The sequence below is a fragment of the Microcoleus sp. Pol1C5 genome (assembly GCF_036701115.1).
Lineage (GTDB): Bacteria > Cyanobacteriota > Cyanobacteriia > Cyanobacteriales > Microcoleaceae > Microcoleus.
The window spans coordinates 84847-103487 of the sequence record NZ_JAUBQE010000026.1; the positions used below are offsets into that span (position 1 = coordinate 84847).

The following is an 18641-nucleotide window of genomic DNA, read 5'->3' on the forward strand; positions in this document are numbered from 1 at the left end:
CAGTCAAAATTTTAACATGATTAAACCAACAACAATAAGTGAACAGCTCCTTTTCAGTACCGTTCGGATAGCAGTCCAATTGTCTTCAGGTGAGGAAGCCACGGGTACTGGCTTTTTCTTCAACTTTCTAGTCGATGAGCAGACACATATACCTGCAATAATAACTAATAAGCACGTTGTGGCTGGCGCTGTAACAGGGAGTTTTCAACTGCATGAGTTAGATAAAACTATAGAAGAACCAAAGCCATCTGGCAACTTCTTTCCTGTGGATTTAGATGATTTTGAAAACCAATGGATTCCTCATCCTGACAAGGATGTAGATTTATGTGCAATGCTATTTCAACCTCTACGGAGTAAAGCTGAAATACAGGGTAAATTTATATTTAACTGCGCGATTGACAATAGTTCTATTTTATCTAAGGCTGACCTTGAAGAACTTAGTGCAGTGGAAGAAGTGCTAATGATAGGCTATCCTAACGGGTTGTGGGATGATGTTAACAATTTACCGCTTATTAGAAGAGGAACTACTGCAAATCATCCGGCTGTGGATTTTCAAGGAAGAAGCACAAATGTAATTGATGCAGCCTGTTTCCCTGGTTCTTCTGGCTCACCTGTGTTGATTGTAAATGAAGGAATTTACAGCACCAAGTCATCAATGACAGTTGTTGGGTCTAGAGTTGTGTTACTTGGTGTACTTTTTAGTGGCCCTTGCATAACCGCGCAGGGAGAAATCGTAATTGAAACAATACCTACGAGTCAACAACCTATTAGTCTGACAAGGCTGATGATCCACTTGGGATACATTGTTCAGGCAAAAGAAATAAAAGTTTTAGGAGAACACATAAAGCAGATTTTGCAGGCATCTGGGAACCTTTAATCAAGAAACAGGAATGCAAGTCAGCAACTCTAATAATCGAAAACTATTGAAGTGGACATCAACCAACAAAAAGAACAATTCAGCAACATCTACCTGCAATCCGTCACCACAGTTGCCGACTATTCCCTCTACAAACCCTTCGTAGACGATGACAGCGTAGACTGGGGAGTAGCTGCGAAAGGCGGGACAGGCCCGATTAGAGCACCTCGCTGACAATTGCAGTTAAAATCTACATCAAGAGATATCCAAGATGATAACTCCATCCGCTACCCCCTCAAGCTCAAAAACTACGACGACTTAAGAATGGATAACTTCGCCATTCCCCGAATTTTAGTTGTCGTTTTAATCCCCGAAACACCCGAAGACTGGTTAACCCAGTCGGAAACAGAACTCTGCATCAGAAACTGCGGATATTGGATCTCGCTGCGGGGAAAGCCACAAACACAAAACACAAACGCTGTCACCGTCGCCATCCCCAGAACCAACCAATTTACAGTCGCCGCCCTTCAGTCAATTATGGAGGGAATTAGCCAAGGAGTTCAACCATGAAAGTCACCGTAAAAGATAGCCAAACTCTCGAAACAATCGAACTCAATCAACTGAGAAATTACTTACAAACTCACGGCTGGCATGAAGACCAACCTTTCTTAGATAATGCCACACTTTGGCACAAACCAACAGCCGATGCAGAAGAATTTGAAATTTTGCTACCTAACCGGGAAAACCTGGGAGATTATGCAGCCCGCATCCGCGAGGCAATCCAAACGCTAGAAAACGAAGAAAATCGCCCTCAAATTGAAATTTTAAGCGAACTGCTTACCAGCATTCCCAACACGATTATTCAGGGAATTGTCATGCAAGTTCACACCCCCAACACCGACAAATTAAGTGGCGAAATTACTCTACTCGGCCTGGTAGCTGACAAATTGCGGAAAATTCAAACTTCACTCGCCGACAAAGATTATATCCTGGCGATTAAAGCTTATCAAGAACGCTTACCGATTCTCTGTAGCGGTGACTTAATCAAAGACAACAACGCCTTCATCCTCAAAAACCCCCACAACTTCACCCTCGATGAATTGTGGTAAAGCTAACAGATTTTTTCATCTATATTAAACACCTTCCAAACAGATATCGATCGCCCTAGCAAAGGCCTCCGGCGCATCCAGCATCAGCCAGTGTCCAGTATCGGGTAGCGTACTTGTCGTCAGTGTGGGACGGAGGATGTGGAGGCTGAACGGAAAAGTGTTTGAGGGAGCAATAATGGCGTGGGCCCGCGTTCCGGGGGCTGCTAGGTAGCGATCGAGAGCATCAACAGCTTCAAAGGCAAACATCCCGCGGTACATTCCACGCAGACAATCCCGTGGAGTCGCCGCCAACCAAGCGAGTATCCGATCGCGCGTCTGGGCCCTGCTTCCTGTCAGCGCCTCGTTGAAGCTGGTTTCGACAGCAGCCCGCCAATCCTCCGTCTCCAGAGCCCTCTGGTAGGGAACGATGCGTTCCTCGCGCACATCTGCAGGCACCTTGGTAAAATCTCCAGGTGGATCTGCCAGAATCAACTGCGCGATGCGGTGCGGTGCGCTGGCTGCTGTGGCGAGGGCAATACAAGCACCGAAACTGTGCCCGACGATCGCCACTCGATCGAGTCCCAGCCCATCCAGTACCGCCAAAACATCCGCTGCACAGGAGGCGGGCGCATAGTTGCCGTCCTCCGGCGGTGCAGAATCACCGTGTCCCCGCATATCAAGGGCGATCGCGCGTCGGGTACGGGCGACACGGGCAAGCTGCGCCTCCCAGATGTTCGCAGAAACCGCCATACCGTGCACGAACACCACCGGCAGCAGTTCCGACTCCCCAGCGGTGACAGGGGGGCTGGCTTCGATGATGTGAATAGTGCCGATCGGTCCTTTGATAGTTGTCGATCGCATACAATTTTCTCCTAATTGTGAATTTCCTCTTTTCACACAACCAATTTTACCTCTGTTACTCCTTGGCGCAATTCATACTGTCCTTTTACCCAAAATTGTTTAATTTTTTCACCCAAAAACGGAGCCGTTTGCATCATTAATAAACGCAATAATCCATTTTTTCGCAGTTGTTCGCCTTTCCACGCTTCTTGTGCTTGAAGTTGTTGGGCGCGAATAATTTCGGGTTCGCGTTCTGCCTGAATCCGCGATAATGCTAAGTCAATATCCTGGGAATTAGCCCCTGCTTTCAGTAAAGGTACAAGGTGATTGGCGGCAACAATTACATCGCGCAAAGCCATGTTAATTCCTTGAGCGCGAACCGGAGACATGGGATGTGCAGCATCCCCCAAAAGTATGATTCCTGGTCGATGCCAACGCGGACAGCGACCAACCACAACAGATAATCGCATCGGAGATTCGATCGTATCGGCACAGTTGCGGAAATGTTCTGCCATCCACGCAGGAGATAGCGATGCGAAAGTTTCTGCCCAGTCTGTGTGTTTCCGATCGGTTTTGTCATCGGCAGATAGCACCCAAGCCAGATGAAGTTTTCCTGATTCTGCCCCATGAAAGACACTAAATCCGCTACCGCCATTCAGGATTGAATAAAATACATTATCCGCCACAAACCGAGGATGAGCGGCAAGTTTAAACCACAGAACATCTATACTATTCTGCTGTTTTACTAACTCTAATTCTGCACGTTGTCGTACAACCGAGTTTCTACCATCTGTACCAATCACAAGTGCAGCAGGAATCTCTCGCCCATCTCCTAGCTTTACACCCGCAATGCGATCGTCGCTGTAGAGTAAATCTTTTACGGGAACACCTGAGATAAATTCAAACTCTGGATGCAACTGAGCTTCTGAAATTAGTGTTTCTAGCAAAGGCGGTTGCGATACCAGCGTACAAGGCCGATTTGACCCCATTGGCTCATCAACTCGAAATAGTTGCCGATCGCCCACAACGAACTCCCAGGAATCAATTTGTCGGTGTGGAACGCCTTCTAGCATAGTGGATAAGCCCATTTGTGCGATCGCATCCAATCCGCTGGGCATTAACGCTTCACCGCGAAACACTCGGTAGGAATCTTTTGCAGCCTCAACCAAGGTTACGGCAATACCTCGTTTGACCAGCAGTAAGGCAAGTGCCGCACCAGTTGGCCCCGATCCCACAATTACAACTTGCGTCATTGCCCTTCCCCATTGCTTTTTAATGTATTTCCCCGCTTAATTTCCATCCTAAGAAATAAAGCACTGCCGCAGCTCTTCATCAAGTAGCTTTCTCCACTGTAAATCTGATTTCTTGCCCGTATGATAGTTCCAGCGTATGACCGTCCGGGTCTCGCAAAAAAGCCCAGTAGCCGATCGGATATCCAGAATCTTTTGGTTCTTCAAGCAGTACGCCTTCTTGACGTGCATTGTCGCAGAGAGAATCCATGTATTCGCGGCTTTTGCAACCTACTCCGAGGTGTGCAAAGGGAGACAGAACGGGATGTACGGAGTCTGTTTGAATTAGCACAATTACAAAAGGGCGAGTGCGGTCAGAAAGCCAGACCACAGCAACACCAGTTTCTGCATCAATGCGGCGGTGAACGACCTGCATTCCAGCATACTTAGAGTAGAATTCGATAGTGCGATCGACATCAGAAACGGGCAGTGCGATGTGTGTGAGACCGATATCACTCATGGGTTATGTTGCTCCAGTCATATTAGGCTTAACATCAATAATTGCCACTTCCAATCTCATAAATTTAATGAGACTATCGCCACTTATACCAATTTTTTATGAGGCCCCGTAGAATCCGATCCCCCCTAGCCCCCCGCGTCCGGGGGGGGGACAAGAGTCCGATCTTTCGTCCCCCGACTATCAGGGAGATGCGAGGGGGATCGAGATATGTGCAACTTCACATTAAATTGGTATAACCGCTCGTAACTGTCCATCGTTTTGCTGCCTAGTATTTGTAAGCAGCAAAACCTGAGCGGAACCAAGACGATTTACCTCTCAAGGTAGATGTCGGTTAATCCTGCCTTTGAGATACTCCCTATGAAATGTAACTATTTATACTCATGCCGCATCTTTTGTTGGTAGACGACGAAGCCCCACTCTGTGAAAGCCTTGCTTACTCACTGAGAAAGGAAGGCTATGAGGTCACTACAGCACCAGATGGACACAGCGCGATCAAACAATTCCACAAGCAAGTACCCGATATCATTCTGCTCGATCTGATGATGCCAGAAGTTGATGGGATGGAAGTGTGTTGGCGTATCCGGGCTTTTTCTAATGTGCCTATACTGATGCTAACGGCTAAAGACCAAGATATGGATAAAGTGTTGGGCTTAGAGGCAGGGGCAGATGATTATGTGACCAAACCCTTCAATACGCAGGAATTGCTCGCACGGATTAAAGCTTTGCTGCGTCGCCATCATCCAGAAACTGCTTAAAAGCGGTTAAGGCATCCTTCAAGGGTTTGATAGCTCGGTTGGCTCAATCCGTGACCAATGGCGCTAGGTTAGGATCACTTGCAACGGATACACCATTTATACCAGCCATGTTTGAGCGGATGAAACTTTTTGCCCAAGACTCCTTCACGAGCAGATGGTTAGCATCTTTTCGGTGGAATTCAATCCACACGAAGCTCTTGTTTACCTATCTACTCCTGATCGTCTTAGGAACCTCGCTTATGTCTGGTTACATCCTATGGACGTTTTATGCCTATTTCATGCAGTCTCGTCAGACAGATTTAGAAAACTGGGCAACAGCACTGAGCGAGAGCGTTGCAGATGCCCTCGAAGAAAAAGATACGCAACGGGTGCAGACCACTGTTCGGCGCTATGGGGCACCCGCCAATATCACACTCCGTGTCTTTGATGCCCAAGGTTCGCTGCTAGCCACCTCTAACCCTCAAACAGATCGACAAATCACCAATTGGCTGCTCATACCTGGCGTTTCAGAAGCACTACACGGTCATTCGGTGCAGGGCATGGCTAAAGGGGTTTTATCAACGGACGATCGCCTCTATATTGTCAAACCGATGACTCGCAACGGTCAGATGTTGGGGATATTACGCATCTCGATTACTTTAGAACAGTTTCAGAAACAGTTTGTAAGGGTGATCTGGACAATTTTAGCCGCCCTTGGCATTACCATTCTTCTCTGTACCTTGGTCAGCGATCGATTAGCCCGGAGTCTCTCTAAACCCATTGAGGTGATGCGAAACTTTGCGATTCGTGTGGGTAGAGGACAGTTTGATGACAAACTCGTGATTCGTCAAAGCAATGAACTAGACCAACTCGCAACGGAACTGAATCGTATGAGTGAACGGTTGAAATCATTGGACAACGAACGCAGAGCCTTCCTAGCGAATGTTTCCCATGAACTGCGGACCCCTGTGAGTAATGTTCAGGTCACCATTGATGCGCTGGAGCGTGGCGCTGTGGATGAGCCGGAGTTGCGCGATCGCTTTTTTCAAACCATTAAAGAGGAGACGAAGCGACTTTCGGGCTTGATTCACGATTTGCTCGATTTAGGACGCTTAGAAGCAGGTGTCACGCTATTAGAAATCCAAGCCATTGCCTTAGAAAGTGTCATCAGCCGTGCGATTAGAGCAATGGAAGTTCGTATGCAGGCTAAAAACGTGACTGTAGAAGTTGATGTTGCTGACCTTCGGATTATGGGCGATTCGGAACGCTTATTACAGGCTTTTTTGAATCTCTTAGACAATGCGATTAAGTATTCTACCCCCAATGCTTGTATTTTCATTGCTGCCTCTGGCAACAAGCAACAGGCTCTGATTTCAATTCGAGACCAGGGAAGCGGCATTCCTGAAACCGATTTACCTCGCATTTTTGAACAGTTTTACACCACGAGCCGCTCTAGTAAGAATGGGGTTGGTCTGGGTCTAGCGATTGCCAGACGCATTATTGAAGCGCATGGAGGCAGTATTACAGCCAATAGTAAACCCGGTCAAGGGGCTGTATTCACCCTTTCTCTACCCTTAGAATCATAAGTAGTTGAGCCCATTGTCTAGTTCCGTGTCACTTCTTCCACCTGACTCACAGCAGTATTAGTCAAATGGATAGGAAAACCCGACTCTGCCAAATCAGACAATCTAGATTTAATTATCTTTTTATTTAAAGAAAAATGTTGTGCTAATTCTTTGTCAGGACATTTGCATTTTTTATAATTATTTAGTAGTCTCTAATACCAATTTAATGTGAAGTGGCACATATCTCGATCCCCCTCGCATCTCCCTGATAGTCGGGGGACGAAAGATCGGACTCTTGTCCCCCCCGGACACGGAGGGCTAGGGGGGATCGGATTCTACGGGGCCTCATAAAAAATTGGTATTAGCCGCATTCAGATCCATTGCTTTAATGAAACCATCTTTTCCGTCCATGTACCCTTGAATATTATCAGGGTATTTTTGGGCAAGTTTTCTCTTTAGTTCGCTGTATTGCTGCGCGTTTTCAGGATGGGAAATCATATAATCTCGAAACGCTAAGTGGCGCTCTATTTGCGGTGAAGCCACTTCAAATGTGTGAATGTGGTGTGTTCTAATCCCTGCTTCATTACCCTTGCGAAAAAAACGACGACCGGATATCCCAAACTCACCCATTGCTTGATAACCTAATGCCTCTATTTCTGAACTCTGTGTATCGATTTTTATAATATCTTTAACCTCAACTAACATATCGATTATCGGCTTTGCATGAATTTGTGCAATGGCTGTGCTACCAATGTGATGTATAGCAACCACATTGTCCCTAAGTGCAAGTGCAATCAGTTTTGACTCAGTTTCAAAGGCGCTGTGCCAATTTGGATCGTGCGGGACGACTTCTACTTTGAAAAAACCTACTTTTATTGACATGGCTGATAATTATTTGCTTTCTTTGTCATCTCATTGATTTACGATCGCATTTAACTGAAACAGATTTTATTAGGCATCATTTTTTACGGGTTGCGCCCAAAGCTCTTAAACATACGGACAACGGGGAGGAACTGACTGTTTGGGAGAGAAATTTCAAACCGCTCAATCACCTGATAGTCAAATTTTGTGTAAAATGGCTCTCCCGCCAGCGTCGCAATCATCTCAACTTCCTTAAATCCAGCACGCTCAGCAGCCTGTTCGCATACTCGCATAATCTGGTTTCCAATTCCTCGACGCGCCCATGCTGGATGAACAAAGAATGCACGAATCTTTGCCGAGTCGCTGTCTGGGTTGAGCAGGCTGTCTTCTGGATTATTTTTGCCTGAATCACCTCCATAAAGCGTTTTACGCTTACTCCAACCACCGCAACCAACAATTTGGTGATTGTTCTCAGCAACAAAGTATGTTTGGTCTAGAATCAGTTGAGTATCAACCCCAAAAACTGTGCCCAGTGCGCCTTCAATCTGCTCTGAACTATAGTAGCCTGCTTGCAAAGCTCTGGCAGAACCAGGAATTAAAGTTGTCAGCTTAGGAATGTCTTCTAAGGAAGCTAATCGAATACAAAAATCCATTGAACCGATCGGCTAAAGAAATCCCTCTCTTAGTTTGTCACATCCGTGAAAGCCGCAATGCAGCGATCGCCCGTAAGTGGCGAAGCCCTCGAAGAAGATCGCCCACCCCCAGCTTTAAGCCCACATCCAAATATCGAACCCTCCCCCTTTGTTAAACATTGTGGCAGGCTATGATTGACGGTTGGCAGCTTTTGAGAATCTAAATGCTAAACACAAATACAATAATTTCCAGTCTGCTGTTATTTATCCCGGTTTCCATCGCCGGACACTTTCTCGGCTGGGAATCCTCCACAATCTTCATCACTTCGGCTTTAGCCATCATCCCCCTAGCCGCCTGGATGGGGACGGCCACCGAAGAAATCGCCGTCGTCCTCGGTGCCAATTTGGGGGGTTTGCTGAACGCTACCTTCGGAAATGCCACGGAACTAATTATCGGCATTGTCGCCCTCAACGCCGGACTAATAGATGTTGTCAAGGCCAGCATCACCGGTTCAATTATGAGCAACCTGCTGCTGGTGATGGGATTGGCGATGCTGCTGGGCGGCTTGCGCTACAAAGAACAAGATTTTCAGCCGACAGTCGCGCGGTTGAATGCTTCAGCGATGAACTTAGCCGTGATTGCCATTTTGGTGCCAACTGCAGTTAATGCCACCTCTATTGGCATCCCTCCAGCAACTATGCAGAACCTCTCTAGCGCTGTTGCTGTAGTGCTGATTGTCGTCTACGTGCTGACGCTGCTGTTTTCGATGAAAACCCACAGTTATCTGTACGATGCAGGGGTAGCAGAAATAGAAATGCTTGAAGAATTAGCCGAAAGTAACTTAGCACCAGACAGTCCTGACCACAAAGTCAATCTGCCGCTGTGGATTGGGGTGCTGTTGGCCTGTACCCTGATGGTAGCTGTCGAGTCGGAACTGTTGGTGGGTACTCTGGAAGAAGCGACGGCGCGTTTGGGGCTGACATCACTGTTTACCGGGGTGATTTTAGTGCCGATTATTGGCAATGCTGCCGAACATACGACGGCGGTGACGGTGGCGATGAAAAATAAAATGGATTTGTCGGTTTCTGTGGCCGTGGGTTCGAGTTTGCAAATTGCTTTGTTTGTGGCCCCGGTGTTGGTTTTGGCAGGTTTTGTCTTGGGCAAACCGATGGATTTGAATTTTAACCCGTTTGAACTTGTAGCGGTTGCGGTGTCGGTGCTGATCGCCAATTCTATCAGTTCTGACGGCAATTCTAACTGGCTAGAAGGTACTTTGCTGTTGGCAGCTTATACGGTTTTGGCGCTGGCGTTCTACTTCCATCCGGTAATTGAGGGACTTGTTTAAAAGGCTTTCTTCTGCTGAAGGTAGAGGGTAGAGGGAAGAAGGCTGAAGGCAGATTTTTTCACAACCCCATTCCCCCACTCCCCTACTCTCACTTCTTTCTTCGAGAGTGGTGGTTGCGATCGTACAATTGAAATGTGGGTGCTCTCTCGTTATTAGTTCTGTTCTGTTTGTACATTATGTGCTGCGATCAGGGATTTGTGACCTCGATCGGCTGTGACAAACAACAAAACCTTTGGCCTCAACCCGATCGTTAGCTCCCAGTGCCCCCGGTTATACAAAAACACGGGATGCTGAAGTCAAGCGAGATAAAGCCTCCCTTGACTTCAGAGACGCTGCAAGATTTCAATCAAGGGTGCTCATGAGTCTTTTACTAGGTGTGCTACGATCGTCATAAGTTGAAAATTGAGTCTAACTAGACAAAGTAAAACCTCGTACTCTTATTTTTGAGTACGTCGTTCTACAAACACGGTGTTGCCGTCTAGGAAAACTCGTATTTGAACAAAAACCGAACTAGATAAAGAGGACTAATCAAATACGGTATGCCATACCGGAATTAACGATTTTAGAGAAGAGACCTCTAATGCGGCTTGAGTAATCTTGTCAAGGCAAGTAACGCAAGCTGAATCAAAAATCTCACTCACCAAGAGTGCACAGAGGTTAATCTAATCGCTTAATACTTGATTAAACTTCCTCCGAGCTGCTGATGACAAGCATATTGACAGAGGCGCAGTTTTGTGCAAAATTCTCAGAATAATGCCCAAAATAGGCAGGAAAAATTTTCTGGAAGAGTAAACGACGGTCGATTTAAAACTGACCAGCCTATAAAAAGGTCGAGCGGGATACCACGATTCGTTAAATTGGTTGAAAATAATGGTTAAACAATGGCTAAAAGCTTCCACAATAATAAATAGTTGTACAAACTTCAAAAATAGGGTGCTGCTCCACCCGAATTTACGCCTGTGGACAAGTAAGAGCCGACTCTCTTGGCAGAAGCAGGAATCAGACCCTCTAGAAAATACTTCTAGTTGAATGGTGAAGCTTAGATAAGTTTAGCCAAGTTTTGTATAGCAGTGTCAAAGTAAAACTTGATAGAGCAACCTCAATCAGGGTTATGTGGCTTCTGTGAGTTATTGCCTCAATCCCAAATGCCCGAATCCCTCCGATCCAGCCAACTCTGGCAAATCCGTGTGTATCCACTGCGGGTCTGAACTTTTGTTGCAAGGTCGATATCGGTTAGTCGCGCCTCTCGGAGGCGGCGGCTTTGGCAGAACATTTGAAGTGGACGACAACGGCTCCCGAAGAGTGCTCAAAGTCCTGCTCAAAGAACATCCCAAAGCTGTAGAACTGTTTAAGCAAGAAGCCGACGTATTGGTCAGGCTCAGACATCCAGGTATTCCAAAAGTCGATCGCGACGGTTATTTTACATTTACGCCAGCTCACAGCACAGAGTCTTTTCACTGTCTGGTGATGGAGAAAATTGCTGGGGCCAATTTGCAAGATTGGCTGAAACACCGGGGCCGCCCGATTAGTCAAGAACAAGCTGTAAACTGGCTCAAACAACTGTCGGAAATTTTAGACCAAGTTCACCGCCTCAACTATTTCCATCGCGATATCAAGCCGCACAATATTATGTGCAAGCCGAACGGGCAGTTAGTGCTGATTGACTTCGGGACGGCTCGGGAAGTGTCGGCGACTTATTTCGCTAAGGTGGGCCAGGGGCAAAATGTGACTGGTATTGTTTCCCCGGGCTACACGCCGCCGGAACAAACTAATGGCAAGGCTGTTCCGCAGTCAGATTTTTTTGCTCTGGGGCGCACTTTTGTTTATTTGCTGACTGGAAAGCCGCCGACTGCCTTTCCAGAGAACCCGCGCACGGGCAGATTAATGTGGCGCAAAGGAGCTCCTCAGGTTTCCGACGCAGTGGCTAATGTAATCGATTATCTGATGGCGCCTTTTCCGGGAAATCGACCTCAAAGTCCGCAGATGGTTTTGCAGTGCTTGGAGGAAATTAATCTAGATGGCGCGGAAAGTCAGTTGCCGACTCAGTTGCCGACGACGGGGCAAACTAAACTTCGCGCAACTTCCGGGCCGTCTGATGCCAAGAAGCAGACTTCTGTAAACCGCCTCAGACCTCTGAATTCGGGATTGAACAAAACCGAGAAAGATGTTTTTGATTGGAAAAAGAAGTTGCTGGCGGGCACGGCTGTTTTGATGGTGAGTATTGGCGCGTCTCAAATTTACGGTTCGCTGCGTTACGGGGTGTTTCCGGCAAACCCGGTGTGGCTCCTTTCTACTTTACCTAGCACTCATTTTTTGCAAAGAAGTTTGGATAATGTCGGGAGTGTAAATGCGATCGCCCTGTCCCCTGACGGTCAAACTTTGGTGAGCTCAAGCTTTGGGACGATTAAAATTTGGAATGTGAGGACGGGACGCCTGTTGCGGACTCTCAATTCGGTGCATTCTCAAAAATCGGTCAACACGCTGGCGGTGAGCCCGGACAGCTCGATTTTGGCCAGCGGCGGCGGCGACAAGAATGTGATCCTCTGGGATTTGAAGAGGGGGCGACGGATGCGGACGATTCCCGCTCACACAGCCGCCGTCAAAGCGATCGCTTTTAGCAGGGACGGTCAAACTCTGGCTAGCGGCAGCGATGACAAAACTATTCGCTTGTGGAATGTCAGAACCGGCAGCAGGTTGCGGACTTTGAGCGGCCACGCCGGAGGAGTAAACGCCATCGCTTTGAGCAGGGACGGTAAAACTCTGGCTAGCGGCAGCCAGGACAAGACTCTGCGTTTGTGGAATCTCGGTACCGGAGAAGTCAGAAGAATTATCACAGGTCACGGGGGCCCGGTTAATGCTGTGGCTTTTAGCCCGAACGGGAAAATTGTGGCTAGCGCTAGCACCGACAATACGATCCGTTTGTCGAACGTGCAAGACGGGAAGCGCACCCGCACTTTTAAAGGGAATTCGAGCTCGGTGAGGACGATCGCCTTTAGCCCGGACAGTCGCACTTTGATCAGCGGCGGCGGAGATATTATAGTTTGGGATTTGAAGACCGGAAAAGAAAGAAACACTCTTTCTGGTCACAGTCAGTTTGTGAGTTCTGTTGCTATTGCCAGAGATAGCAAGACTTTTGTGACCGGCAGTCCCGATCGCACTATTAAGATTTGGCGAATGCCATAGTCCTACTATTTTAGATTTTAGATTTTAGATTGAAGAGTCGAGGCGATCGAGAAATCCCATCCCGACTCCGACGTGGAAGTCTGGGCATTGCCCGTCCTACAGACGACCGGAGCAGTCGTTCCCCTGATTGCCTGCAGAGTCAACAGAGACGCGAGTGCTGGTATTGGTTAATAAGTCGCGCACGAAGATGTCGGTGCTATCGTTACTGTCTCCAGGCACAAGGTTGGAGGCCTCAGATTGAAAAGCCACAAACCGCCCGTCACCGGAGATGGAGGGGTAGAAGGAAAAACCGTTCCCAGGATTGCCTGCTGAGCCAACAGAGACGCGGGTGGTGGTGTTGGTTAACAAGTCGTGTACAAAGGTGTCGATGGTATTATTAGTGTCTCCAGGCGCGAGGTTGGGGTCAGAAGAATTAAACGCCACAAGCCGCCCGTCGGCGGAGATGGAGGGATCGGCGGATAGGCCGAACGCCTGATTGCCTGCTGAGTCAACTCAGACGCGAGTAATCGTCATAAACCCTGACATTTAAGAGTACAAGTTTGGATCTCCCGTGCGGTTGATTGATATCATTCAATAAGCAGCTTTCAAAGTCAATTCATAAAATTCATAACCTTGACTTTATAAAAGTCATATTTATCAACAAATGTTACCAAGAGTAGACAAAATAGCCAAACTCATATAAATTGAGCGAGCGAATGATACTTCCTCCAGAATTCATGAATTTTTCTGTATTGCAAAATCTAATAACTAATTCCCCGCCCGTTTTTGGCAAATTCATCAACAGTTTGCTGCGATAATTCATGAACAGCCATCGCTTGCAATACATCAAAAGGCAATGTCAAATGATGGGCGCCAGCTAACAAAGTCTTTACCGCTTCTTCCGGCGATTTAATGCTAGCTGCCAAAATCTCAGTATTAGTTCTGTGCAACACATTTGCCATATCCCGCACTAAGGCAAAACCGTCTCCTAGGAGTCGGGTGGCGCGATTCACATAGGCGATCGCATATTTAGCCCCCGCTTCTGCTGAGACAACTGCTTGTGATGCGCTGTATATCGCCGTCACCGCGCAAGGAATGGACGGTGACAAATGCGCTACTGCTTGGAAACCCGCAGCCGTTGCTGGAACTTTCAACACTGTTTGCTGTCCAATTAATTCAAAAGCAGCTTTTCCTTCTGCTACCATGCCATCAACATCAGATGCCATTAGCTGATAATACACTTCCCCAGGAATCAGTTGTGCCAGTTGTTTAAGGGTTTGCTCAGGAGATAACTCGCTTTTTGCCAAAAGTGTCGGATTAGTAGTAATTCCCGCTATCCATCCGAACTTGCTGGCCCGTGCGGCTTCCGCTACAATTGCAGTATCAACATAAATTGCCATCGGCTCTACACCTTCAGTTTGTTAATAATTTCCAGACGGTTGCTTGCAGATTGATATAAATCCGAGCGAAATTAATTGTTAATCTTTAACAATATCAGAATCTCGGAAATATTACTGTTAAGTAAATATAACACTTCAGTGATGTGCATCATCGCTAGTAGTGCATCAGTTTTGAGTTTAACAGGACTTAGGCTCAGAAATCCCGTTTATTACCAAAAATTGGTGGAGGACGACCTATCGGTGAATAAATCGCCTTTCTGAGGAAAATTGGCTAAGTGCTATTTAAGATAGCTCATAACTGAAATCAAAACTTTTAAGTCAGTTGGTACCTGCGATTGTCGGGTAAGAAAAACTTGACTCCCCAAATCCCGGATACAAAGAAATTACATTTGTAGTAAGGGTTATGTATGCAATAACTCCAGGAGGTGACTCAGAAAATGACCGAAGAAAAAAATCAGCAGCCACAAGTCAGCCTTGAGACATCTTCTGAACAACCTCAGTTTGAAAAGTCAGCACAAACCGCTGAAGAATTCTCGATAAATCTTAAGTCTGAAACTCTGTCTCAAACGGTTGAAAATAACGCCGAAGAACGTTTGAAGGCTCTAGGTCGCTTAATGATGGTGAGCCTAACTTGGTCCCTGGCGGGGCTTTCCAAACGCGAGTAAGTTATGGAACACTACCGCAACGAGCGAGTTATAATTTGTGAGTTGTGTTGTAAGTTTTGTTTAACTCAAAACTTACAACTCCCGGACTTACATGATGTCCGGTTAGTTGTAAGAAAACCCGTTTTTAGTGAAGACTTTAGTCCTTAAAGCAAGGACTAAAGTTTTCAACAAAGCACTCATAACTTTTCTTTGATTCCTTCAAACGGTCCCAAAAAAGTCGGTTCTGGACGGGTAACGCGCACTTCCCAAAGCGCTTTGAGGACGGCCAAAAATTCGCGGAACCTGTAGCGAATCATGCCCTTTTGGCGAAATTTGCCCCAATCCGGAGTTCCTAAACCGATCGCCTCTACGCCCAACTGGCGGCAGGTATAAACAGCGCGGGGTAAGTGAAAGTTTTGGGTAACTAAAACAGCCTGGGTTATGCCAAAAATCTCTTTAGCCCGGTAGCAACTTTCATAGGTGCTAAATCCGGCATAATCGAGAATGATATTATTAGTCGGTACGCCCTGTGCTTCCGCGTACTCCTGCATTGCTTGGACTTCGTTGTAATCGACGCTGCTATTGTCTCCTGTCATCAAAAGTTGGTCCACTCGCCCCGCTTTGTACAAATCGACGGCTGCTTGCACTCGATCGGCTAACATTGGGCTTGGAGTGCCATCTTCCCAAACTCCGGCCCCAAAAACTATAGCGATGGGTTCTGCCGGCACGTTAGCTATATCGCTGTAGCGGTAGTTGCTGGTAACAAGCCTGACGTAGTAGTTGAGGGCTAGGGGTGCGATCGCTGAGGTTAATATTAACAGCCCGATGGCAAGACGCCATTGAAATATAAAGGATTTAGGCAACATAAATTCAAGTTATCTTCCTATATAATTACACGAACAGGCATCTTCGCGGGTCTAAAAATTGTCTAGTTACCGAATTTACATTATATTAAAAAAAATATGATTCAACAACAGCCCAACTTTGAATTGCTGGAATCATTTTTATGGGAACCCAAAAACGGCTATTTTTTGCTAGACAGACATCTTCAAAGATTAGAGCGATCGGCTGATTATTTTAATTTTCCCCTATCACTAACAGAAGCAAGCAAAGCTTTACAAGCATTAAGTATGACTTGCGGGTCAGTCAAACAAAAAATACGGTTAACAATATCTTGTGAGGGAAACATAACATTACAAGCTCAGACACTAGATAGCGGTATCTTAAAAATCGGTGCATCTGTGGGAATTGCCCGCAAACCGATCGATTCTCAAAACCCATTTCTTTACCACAAGACAACTTACCGATTGCCTTATACAATGGCTTTGGAGTCGCAGCCCGAATATCAGGATGTCTTTCTGTGGAATCAAGATGGAGTTATCACCGAATCCACGATCGCCAATATCGCGATCGATACACCCGCAGGTCTAATCACACCTCCCCTCAAGTGCGGTTTATTACCGGGGACGTTTCGTTCTAAACTTTTAGAGGAGGGAAAAATTAGAGAAGAATTAATTACTTTAGATGATTTGCACAGTACCCAAACTCTATTTCTCATTAACTCCGTTAGGGGTTGGATACGCCTCAAAAAAGAGGCAAACCGAGATGTTTGGAAAGTTGTAAGTAATGGCTGATATAACGCTTTTAATGGATTTTAGTAGGGTGCGAACTGTGTACCTTACTACTACAGATAGTGCCACAAGTGACTCGTTGCGTAAATCCTGAAAGTGTTAACCCTAGTGCAATCTATTATGAAACAAATACAACCTTGGCATTGGCGAAAGCTTCCCCTAAATCAGCGCAGCGGATCTGAGATTTTTCAAACTTTATTTCTAGGTAAAACCCCCGACAGTGCAAGCTCAATATCGGATTGTTTTCCCCGCGATATGGCGGTTCTGCTAGAAAGTCCAGTTACATCTTCTACTAACTTGGCACGATATTCTATTTGTGCAGGTTCTCCCCGGATAATTGATGGTCAATCTCAGCTATGGACACCGCCAGTCGGTGAAATTTTACCTTTTTTGCGCGCTCTCTTGGACTCTCAAAAGCAAAATTTACCAGTGAATGTACCGCCGGAAATTCCTTTTAGTGGGGGTTGGTTGGGATGGCTGGGTTATGATTTAGCATGGGAAATCGAACACCTGCCCCAACTCAATACCGATCCGCTTCCTTTCCCGGTTAGCTGTTGGTACGAACCAGAATCTTTTGCGGTTTTAGACCGTCAAACGCAAATTCTCTGGTTGGCTGCGAGTCAACCTTCTCACCTCGACGTTATGCAGCATCAAGTAGAGCAAACCGATCGAGAAATAATCGAGAATAATTTACCGGAAACTTATCAACAAAATTCCGCTACTCCTATTTTTCAACTCTCTCAGAGTGAGTATAAAGAAATAGTGCGAAAAGCTCAGAAGTATATTCATGCGGGCGATATTTTTCAGGCTAATTTATCTCTGCGGTTTGAAGCCCGTACAGATTGCAGTAGTTGGTCAATTTACCGCGCTTTGCAACGTATCAATCCTTCGCCTTTTGCAAGTTATTGGCAAACTCCGTGGGGGGCGATAGTTAGTTGTTCGCCGGAAAGACTGGTTCAATTATTAGGAAAAAAAGTGGATACTAGACCGATCGCGGGAACGAGACCGCGAGCTTTAACCTGCATTCAAGATGAGAAGTTAGCACAGGAATTAATAGAGAATATCAAAGAAAGAGCCGAACATATTATGTTAGTTGACTTAGAACGCAACGATATCGGGAGAGTGTGTGAATGGGGGTCAGTAAAAGTTAACGAATTTCTGACCATTGAACGCTACAGTCACGTGATGCACCTTGTCAGTAATGTTATCGGTACATTAAGAGGAGATTGCGACGCGATCGACTTAATTCGAGGGGTATTTCCGGGCGGTACGATTACAGGTTGTCCGAAAGTGCGCTGTCTGGAAATCATCGAAGAATTGGAACCCGTGAAGCGCAATTTATTTTACGGTTCCTGCGGTTATTTGGACTGGCGCGGCAACCTGGATTTAAATATTTTGATTCGCACCCTTTTATATGCACCAAAAAGTGACGGTACGACCGGGGGAGTTGTTTGGGGACAAGTGGGTGCGGGGATTGTTGCTGATAGCGATCCAGAAAGGGAATGGCAGGAGTCGCTGCATAAAGCTCAAGCTCAAGTTAATGCTTTGAAATTAGCGGAAATATTTGATTAGATGCGTCTTATCTCAAGGGAGATTTTAAGATTATTGAAAATTTCGATTGCCGATTTACTTTAGATGTAATACGGATTAAAATTGCGGGGAAAAATAAAAACTTTGTAGTATTAAGGTTAGGAAAATGTTGGTATGGTATTGCGATGATAGTTTTTTGGGAGTCATACACAGTAATGATAAGCTGTTACGCATTTAAATTGGAAATTAGGGACAGGCTAGAAGCCCGTCCCACAAGAGTTTTATTTATTTTTGACACACAGTTTAAATGTAGAACAGCTTATCGTTTTCTTATGCAATAATTATAGTGATGTACAAAGTTAAAAATAGCCCCCATATGGTGCAAGCAGTTTTTTTGAGAAAGACAAGGTTGTACGAATCAAACGAGAAATTCGCTGCCGTAAAGTATTATTAAGTCTTTCAATATGACTGGTTTTTCCCGATTCTTTGCCTACAGGTCGATGTCTTTTAAAAGGTAGCACTTCTGAATACAGCACTTTGCTTAACGATTAGGTACAATAGTAGAGGTGATAAGAAAGAGAAAAATGAAACCCTACTCCCTAG

The 18641-nt window shown here is 46.0% G+C and carries 19 protein-coding genes and 1 pseudogene; 11 read left to right on the plus strand and 9 right to left on the minus strand.

Annotation, left to right across the window (positions count from 1 at the left end):
* The first annotated feature begins 16 nt into the window (after nt 1-16).
* Genes QUA23_RS16015 through QUA23_RS16030 form a run of 4 tightly spaced genes read left to right on the plus strand, consistent with a single transcriptional unit; the run spans nt 17 to nt 1965 of the window.
* The gene (locus QUA23_RS16015) at nt 17-877 is read left to right on the plus strand and encodes a serine protease (RefSeq protein WP_333077227.1); all 861 of its coding nucleotides are present in this window, start codon (nt 17-19) and stop codon (nt 875-877) included.
* A gap of 51 nt (nt 878-928) precedes the next feature.
* The gene (locus tag QUA23_RS16020; RefSeq protein WP_333077228.1) at nt 929-1090 is read left to right on the plus strand and encodes a hypothetical protein; all 162 of its coding nucleotides are present in this window, start codon (nt 929-931) and stop codon (nt 1088-1090) included.
* A gap of 3 nt (nt 1091-1093) precedes the next feature.
* Entirely contained in the window at nt 1094-1426 is a 333-nt protein-coding gene (locus tag QUA23_RS16025) for a DUF4365 domain-containing protein (protein WP_333077229.1), read from the plus strand.
* Nucleotides 1423-1965, plus strand: coding sequence for a hypothetical protein (locus QUA23_RS16030; RefSeq protein WP_333077231.1), 543 nt, complete (start codon nt 1423-1425; stop codon nt 1963-1965). The genes QUA23_RS16025 and QUA23_RS16030 overlap by 4 nt, the downstream gene beginning before the upstream one ends.
* A 24-nt stretch (nt 1966-1989) precedes the next feature.
* Here the strand turns inward: QUA23_RS16030 and QUA23_RS16035 are convergent, their stop codons facing one another.
* The 3 genes from QUA23_RS16035 to QUA23_RS16045 all read right to left on the minus strand — a co-directional run bounded on the left by QUA23_RS16035 (nt 1990) and on the right by QUA23_RS16045 (nt 4533).
* Nucleotides 1990-2805: an alpha/beta hydrolase gene (locus QUA23_RS16035; RefSeq protein ID WP_333077232.1), complete on the minus strand. Its 816-nt coding sequence runs from the start codon at nt 2803-2805 to the stop codon at nt 1990-1992.
* A 32-nt stretch (nt 2806-2837) separates the two neighbouring features.
* The gene (locus QUA23_RS16040) at nt 2838-4037 is read right to left on the minus strand and encodes an FAD-dependent monooxygenase (protein WP_333077234.1); all 1200 of its coding nucleotides are present in this window, start codon (nt 4035-4037) and stop codon (nt 2838-2840) included.
* 79 nt (nt 4038-4116) lie between these two features.
* Nucleotides 4117-4533 carry a VOC family protein gene (locus QUA23_RS16045; protein ID WP_333077235.1) on the minus strand — a complete coding sequence of 139 codons (417 nt, stop codon included), beginning with the start codon at nt 4531-4533 and terminating at the stop codon, nt 4117-4119.
* Between the two features lie 380 nt (nt 4534-4913).
* On the opposite strand from QUA23_RS16045, the gene QUA23_RS16050 reads away from it, so the two are divergent.
* On the plus strand, nt 4914-5288 hold the full coding sequence (locus QUA23_RS16050) for a response regulator (protein WP_333077236.1): 375 nt from the start codon (nt 4914-4916) through the stop codon (nt 5286-5288).
* A gap of 239 nt (nt 5289-5527) precedes the next feature.
* Nucleotides 5528-6853, plus strand: coding sequence for an ATP-binding protein (locus tag QUA23_RS16055; RefSeq protein WP_333077237.1), 1326 nt, complete (start codon nt 5528-5530; stop codon nt 6851-6853).
* Between the two features lie 324 nt (nt 6854-7177).
* On the opposite strand, the gene QUA23_RS16060 is transcribed toward QUA23_RS16055, so the two are convergent.
* Together QUA23_RS16060 and QUA23_RS16065 are read right to left on the minus strand one after the other, a co-directional pair.
* A complete protein-coding gene (locus tag QUA23_RS16060; RefSeq protein ID WP_333077239.1) occupies nt 7178-7714 on the minus strand; it encodes a GrpB family protein in 537 nt (178 codons plus the stop codon).
* Between the two features lie 83 nt (nt 7715-7797).
* The gene (locus tag QUA23_RS16065; RefSeq protein ID WP_333077240.1) at nt 7798-8268 is read right to left on the minus strand and encodes a GNAT family N-acetyltransferase; all 471 of its coding nucleotides are present in this window, start codon (nt 8266-8268) and stop codon (nt 7798-7800) included.
* Nucleotides 8269-8549: 281 nt separating this feature from the next.
* Between QUA23_RS16065 and cax the strand changes: the two genes are divergently transcribed.
* Nucleotides 8550-9671, plus strand: a complete 1122-nt coding sequence (gene cax, locus QUA23_RS16070; RefSeq protein WP_333040146.1) for a calcium/proton exchanger — start codon at nt 8550-8552, stop codon at nt 9669-9671.
* 1113 nt (nt 9672-10784) lie between these two features.
* On the plus strand, nt 10785-12854 hold the full coding sequence (locus tag QUA23_RS16075; protein WP_333077241.1) for a serine/threonine-protein kinase: 2070 nt from the start codon (nt 10785-10787) through the stop codon (nt 12852-12854).
* A gap of 96 nt (nt 12855-12950) precedes the next feature.
* Here QUA23_RS16075 and QUA23_RS16080 read toward each other — a convergent pair whose 3' ends face one another.
* Together QUA23_RS16080 and QUA23_RS16085 are read right to left on the minus strand one after the other, a co-directional pair.
* The gene (locus QUA23_RS16080) at nt 12951-13277 is read right to left on the minus strand and encodes a hypothetical protein (RefSeq protein WP_333077242.1); all 327 of its coding nucleotides are present in this window, start codon (nt 13275-13277) and stop codon (nt 12951-12953) included.
* 317 nt (nt 13278-13594) lie between these two features.
* Nucleotides 13595-14233: a transaldolase family protein gene (locus QUA23_RS16085; RefSeq protein WP_333077243.1), complete on the minus strand. Its 639-nt coding sequence runs from the start codon at nt 14231-14233 to the stop codon at nt 13595-13597.
* Between the two features lie 437 nt (nt 14234-14670).
* On the opposite strand from QUA23_RS16085, the gene QUA23_RS16090 reads away from it, so the two are divergent.
* Nucleotides 14671-14898 (plus strand): hypothetical protein, encoded by a 228-nt coding sequence (locus tag QUA23_RS16090; protein WP_333077245.1) that lies wholly within the window; start codon nt 14671-14673, stop codon nt 14896-14898.
* Between the two features lie 176 nt (nt 14899-15074).
* Here QUA23_RS16090 and QUA23_RS16095 read toward each other — a convergent pair whose 3' ends face one another.
* Nucleotides 15075-15743 (minus strand): ElyC/SanA/YdcF family protein, encoded by a 669-nt coding sequence (locus QUA23_RS16095; protein WP_333077246.1) that lies wholly within the window; start codon nt 15741-15743, stop codon nt 15075-15077.
* 96 nt (nt 15744-15839) lie between these two features.
* Here QUA23_RS16095 and QUA23_RS16100 point away from each other — a divergent pair, with 96 nt between their 5' ends.
* Together QUA23_RS16100 and QUA23_RS16105 are read left to right on the plus strand one after the other, a co-directional pair.
* Nucleotides 15840-16511 (plus strand): aminotransferase class IV, encoded by a 672-nt coding sequence (locus QUA23_RS16100; RefSeq protein ID WP_333077247.1) that lies wholly within the window; start codon nt 15840-15842, stop codon nt 16509-16511.
* Nucleotides 16512-16628: 117 nt separating this feature from the next.
* On the plus strand, nt 16629-18080 hold the full coding sequence (locus tag QUA23_RS16105; RefSeq protein WP_333077248.1) for an anthranilate synthase component I: 1452 nt from the start codon (nt 16629-16631) through the stop codon (nt 18078-18080).
* Between the two features lie 277 nt (nt 18081-18357).
* On the opposite strand, the pseudogene QUA23_RS16110 reads toward QUA23_RS16105, so the two are convergent.
* Nucleotides 18358-18544, minus strand: a pseudogene (locus QUA23_RS16110) (IS1 family transposase); the annotation flags it as partial.
* Nucleotides 18545-18641: the final 97 nt, after the last annotated feature.

Bases quoted from the DNA above. Each gene is read 5' to 3' on its own strand.
- QUA23_RS16015 (WP_333077227.1), top strand. From the start codon at position 17: ATGATTAAACCAACAACAATAAGTGAACAGCTCCTTTTCAGTACCGTT.
- QUA23_RS16030 (WP_333077231.1), top strand. From the start codon at position 1,423: ATGAAAGTCACCGTAAAAGATAGCCAAACTCTCGAAACAATCGAACTC.
- QUA23_RS16035 (WP_333077232.1), bottom strand. From the start codon at position 2,805: ATGCGATCGACAACTATCAAAGGACCGATCGGCACTATTCACATCATC.
- QUA23_RS16040 (WP_333077234.1), bottom strand. From the start codon at position 4,037: ATGACGCAAGTTGTAATTGTGGGATCGGGGCCAACTGGTGCGGCACTT.
- QUA23_RS16045 (WP_333077235.1), bottom strand. From the start codon at position 4,533: ATGAGTGATATCGGTCTCACACACATCGCACTGCCCGTTTCTGATGTC.
- QUA23_RS16050 (WP_333077236.1), top strand. From the start codon at position 4,914: ATGCCGCATCTTTTGTTGGTAGACGACGAAGCCCCACTCTGTGAAAGC.
- QUA23_RS16055 (WP_333077237.1), top strand. From the start codon at position 5,528: ATGTCTGGTTACATCCTATGGACGTTTTATGCCTATTTCATGCAGTCT.
- QUA23_RS16060 (WP_333077239.1), bottom strand. From the start codon at position 7,714: ATGTCAATAAAAGTAGGTTTTTTCAAAGTAGAAGTCGTCCCGCACGAT.
- cax (WP_333040146.1), top strand. From the start codon at position 8,550: ATGCTAAACACAAATACAATAATTTCCAGTCTGCTGTTATTTATCCCG.
- QUA23_RS16085 (WP_333077243.1), bottom strand. From the start codon at position 14,233: ATGGCAATTTATGTTGATACTGCAATTGTAGCGGAAGCCGCACGGGCC.
- QUA23_RS16090 (WP_333077245.1), top strand. From the start codon at position 14,671: ATGACCGAAGAAAAAAATCAGCAGCCACAAGTCAGCCTTGAGACATCT.
- QUA23_RS16095 (WP_333077246.1), bottom strand. From the start codon at position 15,743: ATGTTGCCTAAATCCTTTATATTTCAATGGCGTCTTGCCATCGGGCTG.
- QUA23_RS16100 (WP_333077247.1), top strand. From the start codon at position 15,840: ATGATTCAACAACAGCCCAACTTTGAATTGCTGGAATCATTTTTATGG.
- QUA23_RS16105 (WP_333077248.1), top strand. From the start codon at position 16,629: ATGAAACAAATACAACCTTGGCATTGGCGAAAGCTTCCCCTAAATCAG.